Origin of the sequence: Thalassotalea euphylliae, assembly GCF_003390375.1 — a bacterium.
GTDB lineage: Bacteria > Pseudomonadota > Gammaproteobacteria > Enterobacterales > Alteromonadaceae > Thalassotalea_F > Thalassotalea_F euphylliae_A.
Window position 1 is genome coordinate 3,203,040 of sequence record NZ_QUOT01000001.1, and the last position, 18,267, is coordinate 3,221,306.

Consider the following 18,267-nt stretch of genomic DNA (forward strand, 5'->3'; position numbering starts at 1 on the left):
TTTTATGTGCTGAGCAACAATCTAAAAGTAGAGGTTTGTTTCTAACTAATCTTCACAAAATTATAACGAATTGATTACAAAAGTATCTGAGGCTCAAGCAAGTGGTTTAAAAGCAACGAATTTACAGGCGTTTCGGTAGGTCTGGTGGTGTTAAATTGACTTGCATGAAGAGCTTATGAAGCTGATTCTGAGGCTAATGTAAATGCCTGTTAAACACCTGCACTGTGCATCACAATCTAGAATACTGTATTACGAATAGGCAAGATTTGCAATCTCAGTCATTGTTACGTTAAATCGCAGCTATTTTGTAATTTTTAAGTGATTTTATATTTATCACAGCGCTGTGATAAATATAAATACGCTCATCCTATAAGCCTGAAACAAAAGTAAGCCTGATCTAGAAAAATTACCCAATCAATTACTGCTTGTATAAAACTAAGTTAAATAGCAGCTAAGGTCAGTTGATCGCGGCCCTGTGCTTTTGCTTTATAGACTGCGCTGTCAGCTCGCCTAATCATGTCGTCGAGCTTTTTATCATCAGGTTTTATCGCAGCAGCTCCCATACTAAATGTCACTGGGTGAGTTGATGGCACACCCGCAATTTGTTGTTGGCTTAATGTCTGTCTTATTCGCTTGAATGCATCTGTGATGTTTTGTTCACTAGCTGCTGGCATGATTAATAACCATTCTTCGCCGCCAATTCTACCTATGTTGTCCGATGCCCTGATACTCTGTTTGCAAGATTGATAGAAGGCTTTGAGCACGTTGTCGCCTGCTTCATGACCAAAATTATCATTAATGGTTTTAAAGTTATCCAAATCAATCACTGCAACCGCCAGCTCAGTGGCATTTGTTTTTGCTTGACTAAACATGACTGCGCCTTTCTCTCGAATATTTCGGCGGTTAGGGGCGCCAGTCAGTTCGTCACTTAGCGCTAAACGAATAAACTTGCGGCGTGATCGAATTTGCTGAAACAAAATCACCAGAATCACTAGTATCAACGCCACGACAGTGCTGGCGACAAGGTAGACTAGCTTTTGCCTCAAATCTTGCTGCGCAATACGTTGCTTTTGCAGTTCATTTTCTTTTTTTAGCAATTCAGTTTTCTGCTGTTCGTGCTGAATATTCATCTGCGTTTGAATTTTCTGCAGTGACTCTTTGTTATTTTTGCTAGCGGTTTGTTCAATATGAGCAATGGCAGCCTCGTACTGCTCAGATGCCTGTTGAAAAAGCCTACTTTTTTGGTAACTGCGTGCTAAAGCAAGCAAATAGCCCTTGCTATGGGTATCGTTGTTTAAGTTAGCAATGTCATTTTCAAGGGCGAGCAACATATTTAGCGCCGTTTGGTGATCCCCTTGTGCGAGCGTTACTTTAGCCAAATTTAATTTACCTAAAGTGATCGATTGGTAAATTTTTGCTTGTTCAAATACCGGTAGTGATTGCTCAATATGATTTAATGCTCGTTGGTAGTCGCCAGTGTTATAGGCAATAGTGGCGAGTTGACTGTGCACGTAAGCGATGCCTATTTCGTCATTCAAAGTTAAGCTCAACGCTAAGCTTTGTTGCAAATATTCTTTCGCTTGCGCTAGGTCTTGTTTATGTATGTATAGCGTTCCGATGTTATAAAGCAAAATAGAGGTGCCAAATTTGTCTTTGTCGGAATCGATAAATGTTAGTGCCTCTTTAAAGTAATGAATTGCTTCGTCGAATTGACCAAGATTTTGGTGCACTAACGCAATGCTATTTACGATTTCCGCTAAAATAAGCCTCATATCGTGCGCTTTGGCAATTTGATAAGCCGCTAGCATGTCTGCTAATGCTTGTTGGTTCTGGCTTGACGCTCTTAATCCTCGCGAACGATTGTGAAGAAAGTGAGCGATCATTTGTGGCATGTTTTCTTGCTCAGCAAGTACTAATGCGTGAGATGACAGTATGATCACCTGTTGCCACTGACCACGCTCATGGGTAAGCAAGATTTGTTCACGCAGAAATCGCATTTTGAGCATGCTTGAGCCCTCTTTGTCAACGCGCGCCAGCCCTTCGTTAATCACCGTTTCTGCGTGATCAAATTGACTGGTTGCAACTAAGGCGCTACTCAATACTGCCATCGCTTGCAGCTCGTTGTAGCTTTGATGTTCTTGTGTAAACTTTTGTTGCAAACTGAGCGCTTTTTCAATAACGAGGTTAGGATCTTCTTTAATGCGATCAGCCAGCGTTTGCCAATATTCTTTACTTTGGTAATCTTCGTCGTTGGCATGGCTATGCAGGCTAATAAATAAGGTGCTTAGCATAAATAAAAGTCGATAAAAATTATTGATACCTTAATCTCCTCGTTATAACCGATGTGCGTTGTTTACCATGTGCAATGTATTCGGCGTAAAAATTTAGCGAGCCTATCATAACAAGCTACCCGATATTGGTTTCTTCTCGTGAGAAAAAGTTCACGAAGAATTAGCTTGCTTGATCTCTGTCAAACCGCTGAATTTGGCAAAACTAACCTAAGAGCTATTGTCTAGTTAACTCACGTTTCTATAAATTCGTAACGCAAACAAATAATTGGCGTTAAATTACGCTGAAACTAGCCTTATATAGGTGGCTTTATTGCTTAGAACTGACCACTCATAATTGACAATGTTTACATATTTAATTCTTTTTGTAACCCTTTCGTTGACATGAGGTGGTTGTGGTGTATTATTGGCCACCGTCAAATTTGTTATTTATGTCTGCAATCTATTGAGGGTTAGACGTTGTCTGCTGTACTTACTAAAGAACAAGAAAGTGCCAGAAATATTCTGGAAACATTTGCCCGTTATGGGGTTCGCAAAACATCGATGGAAGAAATTGCCAATGCAGCGGGAGTGTCTAGACAGTCAATTTATAAAAAGTTTGGCTCTAAAACACGTTGTCATGAATGGACAATAGATACGTATCTTTCGGTGATGTATGGCCGAATATTTGCGGCGTTAACCAATGAACAACAGCCTCCGATGCAAACCTTGCATCAAGTGTTTGACATATTTATTGGTGATGCGATTGAAATTGTTAGTAACCCACATGGCACTGAAATACTAGACGATGTATTTCAGTCAGAAAAGTGCTCAGGGGATGATTGGCCATTGCGTTTAAAAACGCGACTCGCTGAATTTTTAGCGCGCCATAATCTAGTATCCAGAGAGCATGCTGATGGTATCGCGTTTACTTTGATTGCCGCAGGCAAAGGATTGTTACTGGAAGAGTCTTCCCGTGACCAGTTTCTTAAGGAAATGAGCATTATTATCGACAGCGTTGTCGCTGTTAAAAATTAACTATTTGAAGTTAAAAGAATTCAAGATTTAGCTACCGTGAGTGGAGAATATTATGAGTAATGTTGCAAACCTTGCCGAGCATCAAGATAACCTAGCTCAGCTCAACAATGATTTTGAGGTGATGACCTCAAACTTTAAACAAACACCATACCCAAGTTTGCAAGCACGTAAAGATGTTTTGTTGGCACTTAAAAAATCATTAATTGCTCACGAGCAAGAGATTTACGATGCACTTAAGCAAGATTACGGTTACCGCAGCGAGTTTGACTCGTTAATTTCTGATTTACTGTCAACGGTTATGGCGGTGAATTACTCACTGAAAAACGTGAAGAAGTGGATGAAGCCTTCAAAGCGTCACGCTGGCTTAATGTTGGCGCCATCAACGGTTAAAGTACATTATCAACCACTTGGTGTGGTCGGTATTATCACGCCGTGGAACTTCCCAATTTTCCTTGCGCTTAGCCCAGCAATTCAAGCGATTGCAGCGGGTAACCGTGTGATGATTAAAATGAGTGAATTTACGCCTCACGCTAACCAAGCATTGCGTAAAGTCGTTTCTGTGGTCAGTGATCACATCAGCATTATCGAAGGTGAAGCAGATGTTGGTGCGGCATTCTCGGCATTACCATTCGACCATTTAATCTTCACCGGTTCAACGAATGTTGGCCGCATGGTGGCTAAAGCTGCTGCTGAGAACTTAACGCCGATCACTTTAGAGATGGGCGGTAAGTCACCGACGATCATTGATGAAACAGCCAATATGAATATTGCTGTAGACGCAGTAATTGTGGGTAAGTCAACGAACTCTGGCCAAATTTGTGTTGCTCCTGACTATGTATTTGTACCACAAAGCCGCGAGTTAGAGTTTGTTGAGACCTTTGTTAAGCGCTACCGCGAATATCACTTTGAGACTAAAAACAACAATACCCAAACGCATATTGTCAGTGATCGCCAATTTGCACGTATTGAACGCTTCCTAGAAGATGCGAAAGCTGAAGGTGCCAACATTCATGCCGTTAAAGAGCGACAAGAAGGTGATGGCCGTTTGATCTACCCGCACTTATTAACGAATGTGCATGATGGTATGCAGGTGATGAAGGAAGAGATCTTTGGTTCTATTTTGCCAATTAAAACGTACCAAAACATTAGTGAAGTCATAAGCTTTATTAACGACCGTCCACGTCCATTAGCGCTGTATATCATGTCTAAAGATGCACAGAAAATTGACCATATTTTGAAAAACACTCACAGTGGTGGTGTGTCAATTAATGATACGGCAATGCACGTAATGGCTGACGATGCCCCATTTGGTGGCGTAGGTAATTCAGGTATTGGTCACTATCATGGTCACGAAGGTTTCTTAACTTTCTCAAAAGCCAAAACAGTATTACATTCAAAAGCTTGGTTACCTAAAAACCGCTTTATCTTGAAATACCGTGACGTAATGTTTAAAGCATTGCGAGGCTTATTCTTAAGATAAGCTTTCAACTCGCATATCTACGCAATAGCCGGCATCTGTCGGCTATTTTTTTATGAATTTTACGTTGCCTTTACCAGTATTGGTCGTGCGCCATAGCTGAGTTACGTATATACTGCCAAAGATATTGATTTGCATCGTAAAGACAGCTCAGTGAACCGAAACATCCCAAAAGTGAATTTGTTTAGTCGCTATAACCTAGCGGTATTTGTGCTGTTTGTTTTATTGTCATTGTTTGCCATTGCTGTCGGTGTATATCGCTATTATCACGAGCTTGAACACCGCCTTGAACATAATCAGCAGGAACTTGCTGAACAAGCCAAAATTCTTAACCACAGCCTTGAGCAAAGCCAGCAAAGTTTGCTTGGCTTGAAGCAGTTTGCACAATATTACCTAGACCACCCAGAAGAGCTTTTCACTACTCAGCCTGAGCTTGTCCAGCAAGGGGATAGCTATTTTCTGAACAGCCCATCACGTGATGAGCTAACAAAACGCAAACGCTTGCGCGGCAATATCACTGGGCGAGGCCAAATTAGTGGCTTTGATCAAGCCATGTGGCAAGAGCTGGCAATGGCAAATGCATTAACGCCGGGGTTTGTCACCGCAAGCCATAATAACCCAGATGCGACTTGGTTTTATTATCTATCCTTGAACCGTTTTGTCAGCATCTTTCCTTGGATTGGTCATCAAGCGTGGCGCTACTCTGACCACATGCTTAATGAAACTTTTGTTTGGCAAGTGCGCCAGCAAAATTTAGCTGGTGAGCCATTTTTCTGGTCAGAGCCTTACCAAGACGCTGCGGGTCAAGGGCTAAAAGCGGCAATCGGCACTGGGGTATTTCTTGATGGTAACTTTAAAGGCGCGATTGTTATTGATGTTGACCTTGCTAGCTTGCAGCAAAAGCTTCCAACACTGAAAGGTGAGCGGCAAGGCTATGTATTGATTAATCGCGTTGGTAGTGCGCTTGTTCATCGAGCCTCAGATCAAAGAGAGATGACTGCCAATAGCACATGGCGTGATATCGTTCCTGATAGCCTACAAACCTTACCTCAGGTGAATTTGATGAGTTTTAAAGGAGATATGGTTTATCGCGGTTGGTTACTACAAAAGCATTATTTAGCGGTAAACGGCTGGAGCTTAATTCAATATCAAGCGTATGATGATTTTACTGGGCAAGTGAAAAATCGTATCACTTTTAACATCACCATGTTTAACTGCGGGTTAGTGGCGTTTCTAGCTCTAGTTTATGTAATGACACGTAAAACCTTCATTAAACCTGCAACAGAGTTTATTAGCCATATTGAACATTGTGCACAGGGTAGCCCAGGTAAGGTGAAGCCGACAAAAGAATGGTTGCCATGGTTTCGTTTAGTCGAAAATATATTCGGTGAAAACAGCAGTTTATTATTGCAATTAAAGCAGCAAAACGCTGCACTGGACTCCCGTGTAGCCGAGAAAACACAAGCCTTAATTGAGCGTAGTGAAGAGCAAAAAAGGGCTTATGTATTGCTGCGTTCAGTGATTAATGGCATTCCTGAATTTATTATATTTTACGATGATCAGCACTTGCTAACGGGCTGTAACAAAGCTTTCGAGCACTATATCGGCAGCCGAGAAACAGACCTTCTTGGCAAGAATATTCACAACTTGTTATTACCACCGGTTCAACAAGCGCTGAAAAACTTCAGTGAACTACCGGAACGAGAAAGCCGCATTGGTTATCAAGATTTGATTGAAACAAGCGGTGATACCTATGAGGTTTTCTGTACTCGCTATTTTAATGAAGCGGGGCAACCGCTGGGTTCAATTGCTATTTTACGGGATGTTTCAGTACAAACCGCGGTGCAATCAACGTTACAAACAGCCAAAGAGCAAGCAGAGCAAGCGAGTCAGGCGAAAAGTCAATTTTTGGCCAATATGAGTCATGAAATCCGTACGCCAATAAATGCAATTCAAGGTATGATTGCGCTGTTATCAAACACTCGATTGAGTGCGTTCCAACAGCAATACTTGACCAATGCACAAAGTGCTTCCTCTTCCTTATTGCACTTAATCGATGAACTTTTAGATTTAGCCAAAATTGAAGCGGGCAAGCTCAGGTTGAACCTTGAACCAGCTCACTTTGATGGCATTGTTGATCGCGTTTTGCAGCTTAACACGTTAGTGGCACATCAAAAGGCATTAACGCTTGCTGTTGATATAGATGCTGATGTACCTGCTCAAGTTATCGTTGATGAAATGCGCTTAACTCAGGTACTAACCAACCTGATTAACAATGCTATCAAATTTACACATCAAGGCTCGGTTGCACTAAGTGTCACCGTTGCGGGCAAAGATGAGCAAAATGTACTGCTCAAGTTTGCGGTAACAGATACTGGCATAGGTATACCTTCAGACAAACAAGCTCGGTTATTTGACGCATTTGTCCAAGCAGATGAGTCAATGACTCGAGAGTACGGGGGTTCTGGCCTTGGACTATCAATTAGCCAACAAATAATTGAGTTGTTTGGCGGGCAAATCAAGGTCAGTTCGGCACCCGAGCAAGGCAGCGAGTTTAGCTTTGTTATCCCTTTGCGACTGGCTACAACGAGCACAGAAAGGGTGTGTTCAGGTATCAGCATTATCAGTTTGGGCTTTGAGCTACCAGCATCGATGAAACAATCTATTGCTAGCTATCATTGGCAGTACTATTACGCTGAAAGCTTGGCGCAATTAAAAGCGCTTAAGCTAGGCGGAAGGACAGTTGTCTTAGTAAGTACTGACGATAAGGCACAACACGCCTCAGCTAATGATAACCTGTTGGCAATTGAGCAGGCATGCGAAAATATTGCGCTTATTGGCTTATGCCAGCCCATTATGGCAACAATCTCACCGTCGATTACGAATCAATTGTCCAGCTTAAGTTCACCTTATTTATTGTTTGATAGTCCGCTTTATCGTCACACCTTAGCTAAGATAAATAATCATTTGCAGCACGAAAAATTAGTTGTCATTGATACCGTGTCAGTACCTAAACATGCGCAAAAAGAGGCTGTCTTACCCGCGGCACCTGAGCCAGTCCAAGACAAAACAGAGGTATTTCAGCCTGAGGCGATTGACTTATCAAGTGAAGCGAATGAGCAACCAGCGAATGCACCTTTGGCGGGCACATTAGTTGGTGTTTTGGTACTGCTGGTTGAAGATAACTTAGTGAACCAAATGGTTGCCCAAGAGTTATTGGCCTCCATGGGGGCAGAGGTGAGTGTTGCTGAGAATGGTCGAGTTGCACTTGAATGCTTGGCACAATCACATTTCGATGTAGTGTTAATGGACATTCAAATGCCCGAAATGGATGGCTTAACGACGACAAGAAAAATACGCGAGCAAGATAAGTTCAAAGACTTACCCATTATTGCGATGACGGCACACGCCAGATCTGAAGATAAAAGCGCAAGCTTAGCTGCGGGAATGAACTTACATATTGCTAAGCCGGTAAGTGCGGAAGACCTTTGCCAGAGTATTATAAAAGTAATGCAGTTTAGCGCGGTAGATTAGTTAAATATTTTAACAGATTAGTCAAATATCTCGGCAGTATAGTGTTTGGCGCGAATTGCTTGCTCTGACTCAAAAGATAATTGCCCTAGCGGCATTAAGCGTGGCCCTGTTGGATCGCCTAATACAAAGGTTCTGCCTTGATGCACTATGGTTACATCACCTAGTTCAGGTAATAGTTCAAGACCAATAAAAGCATGCTGGTCGATGTAAATCATCACCATTTTTATACGCGGCATTAATGCCCGCAACATGGCAATGGTTAATGTCATTTTACTATCACAATCCCCTTGGTTCTCCCACAGCACTTTCGCTGGCACATTAAAGCCTGCACCAGAAGATGTTAATCGTGACTCAAGTGGCGAGTAAGGAATGTTTTGCACAAAACCAAGAACATAATTAGTCACCAAACGGATATTTTTAACATTCACGATGTCTAAGATCACAGATTTGGTGGAGGCGAGCATGGCAACAGATTCTTGAGCAATGCGAACGTGATCCGGTTTAATACCAGGCGAATTTTGGTGGTCAGTAAATTGATGATAAAACTGGCTCGCTAAGTAATCGTTAAAAATGGCTGTTTCTTGCGAACGGATTTCTCGGCTTGCTTTAGCAACATCGCTAGGGTTGCGCCCTGAGATACTGATGTCGCTGAGTTCATTACCATAGCTAATGCTAATACCTGATAGTGGATTTTGCTTAAGGTACTTACGCACTTCTCGCTGCACATGCTTTACTGCGAAATCTGGGTTGTAAGCACGAAATTTGCGAAATTTTGAAAATAGCGCTTTTTTCGGCAAAGTAAAGCGCATGTTTTGAGTTTGCTGAGCATAGTCGACCCATTGATAGCTAAAGTCATAAGCATCGCCTGCATCTGATTTACTAAAGCGCAGTTGTTCGGCAAACGCTGAGCTTGCAACAATGCTGAGGTAAGTAATTAAAAGGCATAAAATCTTTTTCAAAGAGCAGTTCCAAAAATGATTATTACTGGCTTTGTGGACTATACCGCGAAATCCAGCGAATTTTAAGTTGATGCTTAAAAGCACGATTTTTTGCGGTTTTACTTTACATTCAGCGTGAATTTACTATATTTAAACGCGTGTTTAAATTGCCTGTTTAATATTACCGAGGTTTACCGTGGCTGAATATCAAGTACCGTTAAAAGACATGAGTTTTATTTTGTATGATGTGTTAAAAGCGGATCAGCTTTGGCAATCATTGCCAGCGCTTGCTGAAACCGTAGACCGCGATACTGCGGACGCCATCTTACAAGAGTGTGCAAAAATTGCTGAGCAAGAAGTTGCACCTTTACTTCGTGTTGGTGACGAAGAAGGCGTTAGCTTTGACAGTGGTAAAGTGACCACTGCAACTGGCTACAAAGAAGCATTTCAAACTTACGTTGAAGGTGGTTGGACAGCACTAGGCGGCGACCCAGCATACGGTGGTATGGGCATGCCGAAAATGATAACTGGCCTTCATGAAGAAATGTTGTGTTCAGGTGATATCTCTTTCTCTTTGTACCCAACATTAACTGCTGGTGCGGCGTTGTCATTAGCCAAGCACGGTAGCGAAGAATTAAAAGAAAAATACCTAACAAGAATGTACGCCGGTGATTGGACTGGTTCTATGTGTTTAACTGAAGCACATTCTGGTACTGACTTAGGTATGATTCGCACCAAAGCGATCCCGCAAGAAGATGGTAGCTACCGCATCACAGGTAACAAAATCTTTATCACTGCTGGTGAGCATGACTTAGCAGAAAACATTGTGCATTTAGTACTAGCTAAATTACCAGACGCGCCAGCTGGCCCACGTGGTATTTCGTTATTCCTAGTACCAAAAATTAATGTTAACGACGATGGCAGCTTAGCTGAGCCAAACGGCGTTAGCTGTGGCTCAATTGAGCACAAAATGGGTATTCACGGTTCGGCGACCTGTGTGATGAACTTTGACGACGCACAGGGCTTTTTAGTTGGTGAAATCAACAAGGGCTTGGCATGTATGTTCACTATGATGAACTACGAGCGTATTGGCGTTGGTATTCAAGGTATGGCCGCTGCTGAGCGTAGTTACCAAAATGCTGTTGAATACGCAAAAGAGCGATTACAAGGCCGTGCATTAACTGGTGCAAAATCACCAGAGCAACCAGCTGATTCAATTATGGTTCACGGCGACGTTCGCCGCATGTTATTGAACATGAAAGCATTAACTGAAGGTTCCCGTGCACTTGCTTCATACATTTCAATGAAGCTTGATATTTCTGCCTACGGTGAAGGTGAGACACAAAAGACAAGTGAGTCTTTAGTTGCTTTATTAACACCAATTGCTAAAGCCTTCTTTACTGACTTAGGTTTAGAATCAACGGTTACAGGTCAACAAGTATTCGGTGGTCATGGTTTCATTCGTGAATGGGGTCAAGAGCAGCTAGTTCGTGATACGCGAATTACACAGATTTATGAAGGTACTAACGGTGTTCAAGCAATGGACTTGTTAGCGCGTAAAGTCGTAGCTTCTAAAGGTACACTGTTTCAACCATTTGCTGAAGAAGTAAAAGCGTTTGTTGCTGAAAATTCACAAGCTGAACTGCAAGAGTTCGTTGCACCACTAGCTGAAGCATTGGGTGACTTAGAGTCGTTAACTGCACACCTTATCGAACAAAGCCAAAACGATGTTAATATCTTAGGTACGGCAGCAAATGATTACTTGCACGTATTTGGTTACACCGCAATGGCCTACACTTGGGCATTGCAAGCTAAAGCGGCATTAGCAAAAGTAGACAGTGGTGATGACTTCTACCAAAGCAAGATCAAAACAGCACGCTACTTCTTCGCTCGCTTGTTACCGCGTCGTTTGTCATTGATCGAAACCGCTCGTCAATCTAGCGAAGTGTTATTCGATATTGAAGACGAATTATTCTAATCATATTGATTGAGTAATGAATACCAGAGAAAAAGGAGCACTGCGGTGCTCCTTTTTTATATCCTTAATTGGCAAAAGTGCTAGCCAAGTTACTTGGTATTAATTCCTGCTCAGTCAGTTCTTGCTCGGTTAACCATCGCTAAGTTAGCTACCTTTGTTTAAATTGAGACGTAGCGATTGCTAATTATCAGTTATGCAGTAGGCTAATAGTTAGTCTCAGTGATAACGGCACGATAATCATGCAGCTTCTCGGTTCTTCTACTTCTCCTTACGTCCGCCGAATTCGCGCACTTTGCTTGCAGTATGGGCTTGAATGCCAGCTTGATAGTATTGATATTTTTTCTCCTGAAGGGCGTGAACAACTCAAAGAAAAGAATCCGGTACTTAAAGTTCCTGCACTTATAGACGACGAGCAAACTATTTACGACTCACGTGTAATTGCCCGCTATATTATGAATAAGGCTGGAACTCGCGCTTTCTCTTGGTCACAAGAAAATTTACTCACCTTAGTTGATGCCGCCAATGACTCATTGGTGACGCAGCTGATTTCAATACGCTCTGGCATCGATATCAACGCTGATAATATGTTCTATGGAATTCAGCGCGAACGAATAGCCGATATTTATCAAGTACTGGATCAAGAAGTGCTAAACGGTGCATTTGATCACAGTCACTACCCAACCATTTGCCTCTATTGTTTGCTGGATTGGGCAGAGTTTAGAGAGCTAAAAACGTACCGGGACTACCCTGGGTTAAGCGCATTTGTGGCTAAATATCAGAGTAGCCAATTTTTTATTGATACAGACCCTCGCAATTAGCAAAGCGAATCTTAGCTTGTGCAAGAAGATAACTGTATGAATTTAAGATATTAATGTATTAGTATTGCTAGCGGCTGGACTAGCTATTTGTTATCAAAAGTAATGATGCCAAAGCCAAACGGGTTTGTCTTGCGTGCGAATGCTGAGCTAATAAATTGAATTAATTTTGAACGAAAAAGTCTTTTAGCGAACTCATATTATAAAAATAGAAGGATTTACCTAAGGTAGTGTAATGGCCGATACTGATTTACAAACCATTTTGGTGGTTGATGATAATCCTGACAATATTGATGTCTTGAGCGGTATTCTAAGACCTCAATATAAGGTCAAAGCGTCAGTATCAGGCAAGCTAGCGTTAAGAATTGCAGGCGGCAAGCAAAAGCCCGATCTGATTTTGCTCGATATTATGATGCCTGAAATGGACGGCTATCAAGTCTGTGAACAATTGAAAGCCAATCCTATTACACGCGATATTCCAGTGATATTCGTGACTGCCAAAAGTGAAGCTGAAGACGAGCGTAGAGGTTTTGAATTAGGCGCTGTTGATTACATTACTAAGCCAGTGAGCATGCCAATTGTGCTGGCGCGAATTCGCACTCATTTGGCTCTTTATGATCAGCAGCGGGAATTAGCTGCGAAAGTAAAGCAGCGAACTGAGGAAATAGAGGAAACACGCCATGAAATCATCAAACGTTTAGGGCGTGCCGCGGAGTATAAAGACAATGAAACTGGCATGCATGTTATTCGCATGAGCTATTATGCACGTTTCTTAGCAGAGCGAATTGGCGCCGCGCCCGAATGGGTAGAGCTATTGTTTTATGCCGCACCTATGCATGATATTGGCAAAATCGGCATTCCTGATCATGTGTTGCTCAAAGAAGGTCGGCTAAATGAAGATGAGTGGCGAATTATGCAAAAGCACGTTGAATACGGTGCCGACATTTTAGGAAACCATGATTCAGAGCTACTCTCGCTAGCTCGGGAAGTCGCTTTAACCCACCATGAAAAATGGGATGGTAGTGGTTACCCTAACGGTTTGAAGGGGGAGGAAATACCGTTAAGTGGTCGTATTGTTGCTATTGCTGATGTCTTTGACGCCCTGACTTCAACACGTCCATATAAAAAAGCGTGGTCAGACGAAGAGGTTATTACTTTTTTGAATGAACAAGCAGGTAAACATTTTGATCCAGCGCTTGTGCCAGAGTTTTTGGCTTGTATGCCTCAGGTACTTAAGATCAAGGCACAGTTTTCAGATTAGTAAAAGTGATTTCAGTTAACTGTGAAAAAGTTAGCGTTAATGATTAGACCCCCAGCTTCTTTCACTTTTTAAGTCGTTCACTTTAAGCTTCATTTAGCAACTGACAATATATTTAGAAGGAATAACTCGCGCCGATAAGTGCCATATGCGCAAGTGCGTCGGCATCCAATGTTGAAAGCTTTGTATCTTCAGCAACTGATGTCGTGGTAATTGCGCCTACAATTGACCAATTTGGTGTGAGTTGATAGTTACCGATAATGCCAAAAGTTGCACTGGTAATGTCAGTGCCGATAAGGTTTTGTGTTTCAAACAAGTTGGGAACGGGGGCGTAGTATGACGTGGCAACGGTTGTATCTAGTTGCTCAATTTTGGCTGATAAAGCAATGTTGAGTGCTTGGTAGGAAGCGACCACATAGCTTGTTTGCAAATAGGCATTGTCTTTTGCCAGTTCAGCTGTTTGTGGTGCTAAGGCAAGTGGCTGAGTAGAAAACTGCATCAGTGAATATTGCGTAATTGCAGGCGATAAAAATTGTGCATCAGTGGCGATATTGGGTTCACTCTCAACACTTCCTTTATTATTTGTTACGGCTTGGAGTGCTTGTGCTGCGTATATTTCGTTGTGCTGTAGCCAACTTACTTCAGTATTGAATGTGCGCTGTGACTTTGGTGTATCTTGAATGGTTTGTTGTGCAGAGGTTTCAGGCGAACCACTATCAATAAATGAAGGCTCAACAAATAAACTAACACTTGATGAATTAGGAGCACTTTGTTGAGTAACTAAACCCTGATGAGTTTGTTGGCTATGCTCGAACGCCATTGCTTTGTAGACAATGGTGCAATAACACATCAATAGTGCCGCAATAAACAAATGCTTAACCATGAAATCCCCTTGGTACTTCAACTGCCGAACGTGGGTAATCTAAAGTAGAAAACCAATATGTTTGGTAACTTTTTTGCGATAATTTTTCAGCGGTATTTTATTGCGTTAGCTTAGGCTGCTTAGCTTAAGTAACTTATGTTGGGCAACTACTCACCTTCTAACTCATCACTTTTCAACTAATGCCATTTCAGCTCGCGACTCACCAATATGTGTAAGGTAAGTCAAAGTTGAATGCTGAGCGGGCAGGTGCCGCTGATTTATCGTTATTATGGTTATATAAACGAGTATAGTTGCTATTTTGGAGTGCGGGAGCACATTTTAAGCAATGCTTTTTACTTGTTTGATAAAAAAGAAAATCTTTTGGTATATGAGGCAATTTACTGATTCTGTGTCACAATATCGTCTAATTGAATGAGCAATATTGTGTTACGTTCAACAGTGTTAATGAAAGGAGGATATGTGCGGAATTTACTAGGGCTAGCCTTGTTGTTTACAATAACAGCTTGCAGCCATACTGCCACGCAGCCTGAACAACAAGCGGCAGCGAATCAAAAAACTAAGGTTTGTGACCTACCTTATACCAAGTTCCAATCAACGGTGACGGGGTACTGCCAAGAAGCCGCAGCAGAACTGCCAAAAACGATTCCCAGTGAAACCTTATCACTTGAATTTCGTCCCGTTGAACAAATCCCTGAAGTCTTTTGGTTTAATCAAAAATTAGCCTACACGCTAAATCAGCAGCCTAACTCAGCACCTTTAGCATTTGTGATTGCTGGCACTGGCGCGGCTCATGACAGCCCAAAAATGAAGACACTGCAAAAAACACTGTTTAGTCAGGGTTACCATGTTGTTTCATTGTCGTCACCAACTTATCCAAACTACATCATTAATGCGACAACTCGTGACGATATGGTGGGCGATTTAGCCAAAGACGCTAAGTCGTTATATGCCAAAATGTCAGCAATTTATGAGCAACTGCAATCGAGTCACAACGTTAACGCGACGAGTTTTTCGTTAACGGGTTACAGTTTGGGCGGGGCACACTCTGCTTTTATTTCTCAGTTAGATGAAGAGGCTAAAGCCTTTAACTTTGAAAAGGTCGTACTCATTAACCCGCCAGTTAGTTTGTACAATTCGGTGCAAATATTAGATAGCTATTTGGACTTAGAGTACAACCGTCCTGCGGCGGTCGCCATGGTTGACCGCATCTTCGATCGCTTAGCAGAGCAATATGCATTGCAAGAGTCGTCTGAGCTTTCACAAGAAAGCATTTATTCGCTATTTGCTGGTGCCAATATGAGTGAAGAAGAGCTGAAGTTACTTATTGGCGCATCGTTTCGCATGTCGTCAGCAGATATGATGTTTGCGATTGATGCAACCTATAATATTGGTGCATTAATCTATAAAAATCATAATATCAGCAAATTTGAAAGTATCACTCATTCAATGCATCGTGCTGACGACATTACTTTTACCCGATACTTTGATCGCCATATGTTGCCTTGGACACAGAAGTTAGAGCCAAACGTTACTCGTGACGACATGATTGAGCGCTTGAGTTTAGTGGCAATTGAGGACTACTTAAAATCGGCGGAAAAAGTCACTGTAGTCACAAACCAAGACGATATCATTCTAGCCGAAGGTGAAGTGGACTATTTACAAGAGGTTTTTGGATCTCGCGCACAAATTTTTGAACGTGGTGGTCATTGCGGCAATATGGATCGTCACAGCTTTGTTGAATACATGCGTGGTCAATTTGTTGGAGCTAGCACCCTATGAAGCTTAAAACACTAAACTTTCAGCATATTGCGTTGGCACTCATCACCCTGTTGCTATCAGCTTGCTCAGCAAAGCCTCAACTGGCCGAAAATACTGAACCGCCGCGTGTAAAAATCGCTGACGACATCAAGCAACATTCGTTATTTGAGCGTTATGCCGATCCATTTGAAGGGTTTAACCGTCGTATGTATTACTTTAATGCCAAAGCGGATGAATACGTGCTGCTGCCTATTGTTTCTGGATACAAAACGATTACGCCAGATCCTGTTGAAAAAGGTGTCAGTAACTTTTTCAGTAATTTAGGCGAGTTACCAACGCTGGCTAACGCTCTGTTGCAATTGAAATTTGATGTGGCTGCTACATCTTTTGCTCGGTTTGCGCTCAATTCAACCATTGGGCTGGTTGGCTTATTTGATGTGGCTTCACCAATAGGCTTAAAAGAGCAAAATGAAGACTTTGGCCAAACCCTTGGTTACTGGGGCGTAGGCTCTGGACCATACTTGGTTTTACCTTTACTTGGGCCGTCGTCAATGAGGGATGCTACTGGGCTAGCTGTTGACACGCTTGGCTATCGAGAGCTAGTTAAAGAGTTAGATTTAACCAGTGAAGAGGAACTATTTTTGGATGCACTGCGCAGTGTTAACGGGCGTGCTAATGTACCATTCAAGTATTACCAAACAGGCTCTGCATTTGAATATGAGCGAATTAAGCTACTTTATATGAAATTTAGAGAGATACAAATAAAGCGTTAATTTAGCCAGAAAACTAGCGCTTTATTTCAGGGCGAGCTGTTAAGCTTTGTGTTGCAGCTCGCTTGATATTACTTTCAGCTCTCGCTACCCCAAGAGTTCCCTTCTCAGCTAACTTGATGTGACTTACTCGCGAGCTAGGCTAGCAATATTGTGCACTGCCGATTAAACATTCACCTAAATCCATGTATACTTGCGCCCCTTGCATTTTGTTAGATCAGATTGGGGCAATCACTTGTTAGCAGTAGTACGAATTATTATCTTAGCAATCACGTTAATGGCGATTTCTATTTATGCCTGCATATTTAGTTTGTTACGACCATTTCACCGTAATAATGTTTGTCATGCGGCACAACTCCTTGGCAAGTTGTCAAAAGTTATCGGCTTAGATGTCGAAGTAAGGCTACCTTATGATGTCAGCAAGCATGAGCCCGTTGTCTATGTCTGTAATCACCAAAATACTTACGACATTTATACATTAAGCGGTGCGGTTCAGCCTAATACTGTGAGTATTGGTAAAAAAAGCCTGAAATGGATACCGTTTTTTGGTCAGATGTACTGGCTAACTGGCAATATCCTAATCGACCGTAAAAATACGGGCAAAGCAATCAATACCATTGCTTCAAGTGCCGATAAAATGAAAGAGAAGGGCTTGTCTGTATGGCTGTTTCCCGAAGGTACACGTAGCTACGGGCGCGGTTTATTGCCGTTTAAAACAGGCGCTTTTCGCACCGCATTACAAGCTGATGCGCCAATCGTGCCAATCTGCGCTAGTAATACCCACGGTGTGGTAAAGCTTAACCGTTGGAATAATGGCAAAATGATTATTGAATTTATGCCACCTGTGCACTTCACAGAAGAAGATAAAACAAATATTCGCGCTATGGCTGATCGCGTAAGAACGTCTATGCTGGAAAGAATCCAAGCATTAAGTTTAGAAGCGGGCACAGAATTACCGTCGAACAACGTAAAGAGTAAAGGTAAATAAGATGACAAATGAAGAGCTAAGCCATTGGACCGAGTACACAGAGTCTTTGGTGAATGAACTACTCGAAGATGGTAGTAACGATGAGGTATATCACACCATAGAGCATCATTTCTCGTCTGCTGACTTTAATCTATTGGAAAAAGCAGCTATTGCCGCGTTTAAGATGGGGCTAGAAGTAGAAGAGCCAGAAGAAGCAGAATTAGAAACAGGTGAAAAAGTATTTGCCTTTGACATAATTACCGAGCAATACTTAGACAGTGAACTAATTTTAGACGAAACCCAAAAGATGGTGCAATTAGCTCAGCAGTGTAATGTTGACTATGACGGCTGGGGCACCTATTTTGAAGAATAGTTAGCGAATAGGCTAACGCGAATATACAGCTGATTTTAGGAGAGTACCGATGGAGTGGTTTAGTCAGTTATTACAACCAGAAGTTTTATCATTGTTAATTCCCATCGTCGCAATTGTTGGTGCGTTTGCTGTAGCAGCGCTTAACGCACACCATAAACATCAAGAGCGCATTGAGAAGATTAAGCAAGGATTTAACCCGGAAAAGTAAATC

At 42.0% G+C, this 18,267-nt stretch carries 14 protein-coding genes; 11 read left to right on the forward strand and 3 right to left on the reverse strand.

Going from position 1 to position 18,267, the window contains the following annotated elements; genetic code table 11:
- Positions 1-440: 440 nt before the first annotated feature.
- Positions 441-2,291, reverse strand: a complete 1,851-nt coding sequence (locus DXX94_RS14130; RefSeq protein WP_116016850.1) for a tetratricopeptide repeat-containing diguanylate cyclase — start codon at positions 2,289-2,291, stop codon at positions 441-443.
- Between the two features lie 456 nt (positions 2,292-2,747).
- On the opposite strand from DXX94_RS14130, the gene DXX94_RS14135 reads away from it, so the two are divergent.
- The 3 genes from DXX94_RS14135 to DXX94_RS14145 all read left to right on the forward strand — a co-directional run bounded on the left by DXX94_RS14135 (position 2,748) and on the right by DXX94_RS14145 (position 8,316).
- Positions 2,748-3,305, forward strand: coding sequence for a TetR/AcrR family transcriptional regulator (locus tag DXX94_RS14135; protein ID WP_116016852.1), 558 nt, complete (start codon positions 2,748-2,750; stop codon positions 3,303-3,305).
- Between the two features lie 52 nt (positions 3,306-3,357).
- The gene (locus DXX94_RS14140; RefSeq protein ID WP_116016854.1) at positions 3,358-4,785 is read left to right on the forward strand and encodes a coniferyl aldehyde dehydrogenase; all 1,428 of its coding nucleotides are present in this window, start codon (positions 3,358-3,360) and stop codon (positions 4,783-4,785) included.
- Between the two features lie 150 nt (positions 4,786-4,935).
- Complete coding sequence (locus DXX94_RS14145; protein WP_147302295.1) at positions 4,936-8,316, forward strand: ATP-binding protein; 3,381 nt, start codon at positions 4,936-4,938, stop codon at positions 8,314-8,316.
- 17 nt (positions 8,317-8,333) lie between these two features.
- Here the strand turns inward: DXX94_RS14145 and DXX94_RS14150 are convergent, their stop codons facing one another.
- Complete coding sequence (locus tag DXX94_RS14150) at positions 8,334-9,275, reverse strand: hypothetical protein (RefSeq protein WP_258872177.1); 942 nt, start codon at positions 9,273-9,275, stop codon at positions 8,334-8,336.
- Positions 9,276-9,450: 175 nt separating this feature from the next.
- Here DXX94_RS14150 and DXX94_RS14155 point away from each other — a divergent pair, with 175 nt between their 5' ends.
- From DXX94_RS14155 to DXX94_RS14165, 3 genes are all read left to right on the forward strand, one after another.
- Positions 9,451-11,232, forward strand: a complete 1,782-nt coding sequence (locus DXX94_RS14155; RefSeq protein WP_116016858.1) for an acyl-CoA dehydrogenase C-terminal domain-containing protein — start codon at positions 9,451-9,453, stop codon at positions 11,230-11,232.
- A gap of 239 nt (positions 11,233-11,471) precedes the next feature.
- Positions 11,472-12,050 (forward strand): glutathione S-transferase family protein, encoded by a 579-nt coding sequence (locus tag DXX94_RS14160; protein ID WP_116016860.1) that lies wholly within the window; start codon positions 11,472-11,474, stop codon positions 12,048-12,050.
- A 232-nt stretch (positions 12,051-12,282) separates the two neighbouring features.
- Positions 12,283-13,308: an HD-GYP domain-containing protein gene (locus tag DXX94_RS14165; RefSeq protein WP_116016862.1), complete on the forward strand. Its 1,026-nt coding sequence runs from the start codon at positions 12,283-12,285 to the stop codon at positions 13,306-13,308.
- Between the two features lie 112 nt (positions 13,309-13,420).
- Here the strand turns inward: DXX94_RS14165 and DXX94_RS14170 are convergent, their stop codons facing one another.
- Complete coding sequence (locus DXX94_RS14170) at positions 13,421-14,188, reverse strand: hypothetical protein (RefSeq protein WP_116016864.1); 768 nt, start codon at positions 14,186-14,188, stop codon at positions 13,421-13,423.
- A gap of 459 nt (positions 14,189-14,647) precedes the next feature.
- Here DXX94_RS14170 and DXX94_RS14175 point away from each other — a divergent pair, with 459 nt between their 5' ends.
- The 5 genes from DXX94_RS14175 (at position 14,648) to DXX94_RS19350 (ending at position 18,264) form a co-directional block, all read left to right on the forward strand.
- A complete protein-coding gene (locus DXX94_RS14175) occupies positions 14,648-15,967 on the forward strand; it encodes an alpha/beta hydrolase (protein WP_116016866.1) in 1,320 nt (439 codons plus the stop codon).
- Positions 15,964-16,719 (forward strand): MlaA family lipoprotein, encoded by a 756-nt coding sequence (locus tag DXX94_RS14180; protein WP_116016868.1) that lies wholly within the window; start codon positions 15,964-15,966, stop codon positions 16,717-16,719. Before DXX94_RS14175 ends, DXX94_RS14180 begins: the two co-directional genes overlap by 4 nt.
- 232 nt (positions 16,720-16,951) lie before the next feature.
- Positions 16,952-17,704, forward strand: a complete 753-nt coding sequence (locus DXX94_RS14185; RefSeq protein ID WP_116018547.1) for a 1-acylglycerol-3-phosphate O-acyltransferase — start codon at positions 16,952-16,954, stop codon at positions 17,702-17,704.
- Between the two features lies 1 nt (position 17,705).
- Positions 17,706-18,056: a ribonuclease E inhibitor RraB gene (rraB, locus tag DXX94_RS14190; RefSeq protein ID WP_116001541.1), complete on the forward strand. Its 351-nt coding sequence runs from the start codon at positions 17,706-17,708 to the stop codon at positions 18,054-18,056.
- A 49-nt stretch (positions 18,057-18,105) separates the two neighbouring features.
- Positions 18,106-18,264, forward strand: a complete 159-nt coding sequence (locus DXX94_RS19350; protein ID WP_181901565.1) for a hypothetical protein — start codon at positions 18,106-18,108, stop codon at positions 18,262-18,264.
- Positions 18,265-18,267 lie beyond the last annotated feature (3 nt).

Bases quoted from the DNA above. Each gene is read 5' to 3' on its own strand.
- DXX94_RS14160 (WP_116016860.1), top strand. From the start codon at position 11,472: ATGCAGCTTCTCGGTTCTTCTACTTCTCCTTACGTCCGCCGAATTCGC.
- DXX94_RS19350 (WP_181901565.1), top strand. From the start codon at position 18,106: ATGGAGTGGTTTAGTCAGTTATTACAACCAGAAGTTTTATCATTGTTA.
- rraB (WP_116001541.1), top strand. From the start codon at position 17,706: ATGACAAATGAAGAGCTAAGCCATTGGACCGAGTACACAGAGTCTTTG.
- DXX94_RS14140 (WP_116016854.1), top strand. From the start codon at position 3,358: ATGAGTAATGTTGCAAACCTTGCCGAGCATCAAGATAACCTAGCTCAG.
- DXX94_RS14170 (WP_116016864.1), bottom strand. From the start codon at position 14,188: ATGGTTAAGCATTTGTTTATTGCGGCACTATTGATGTGTTATTGCACC.
- DXX94_RS14130 (WP_116016850.1), bottom strand. From the start codon at position 2,291: ATGCTAAGCACCTTATTTATTAGCCTGCATAGCCATGCCAACGACGAA.
- DXX94_RS14180 (WP_116016868.1), top strand. From the start codon at position 15,964: ATGAAGCTTAAAACACTAAACTTTCAGCATATTGCGTTGGCACTCATC.
- DXX94_RS14165 (WP_116016862.1), top strand. From the start codon at position 12,283: ATGGCCGATACTGATTTACAAACCATTTTGGTGGTTGATGATAATCCT.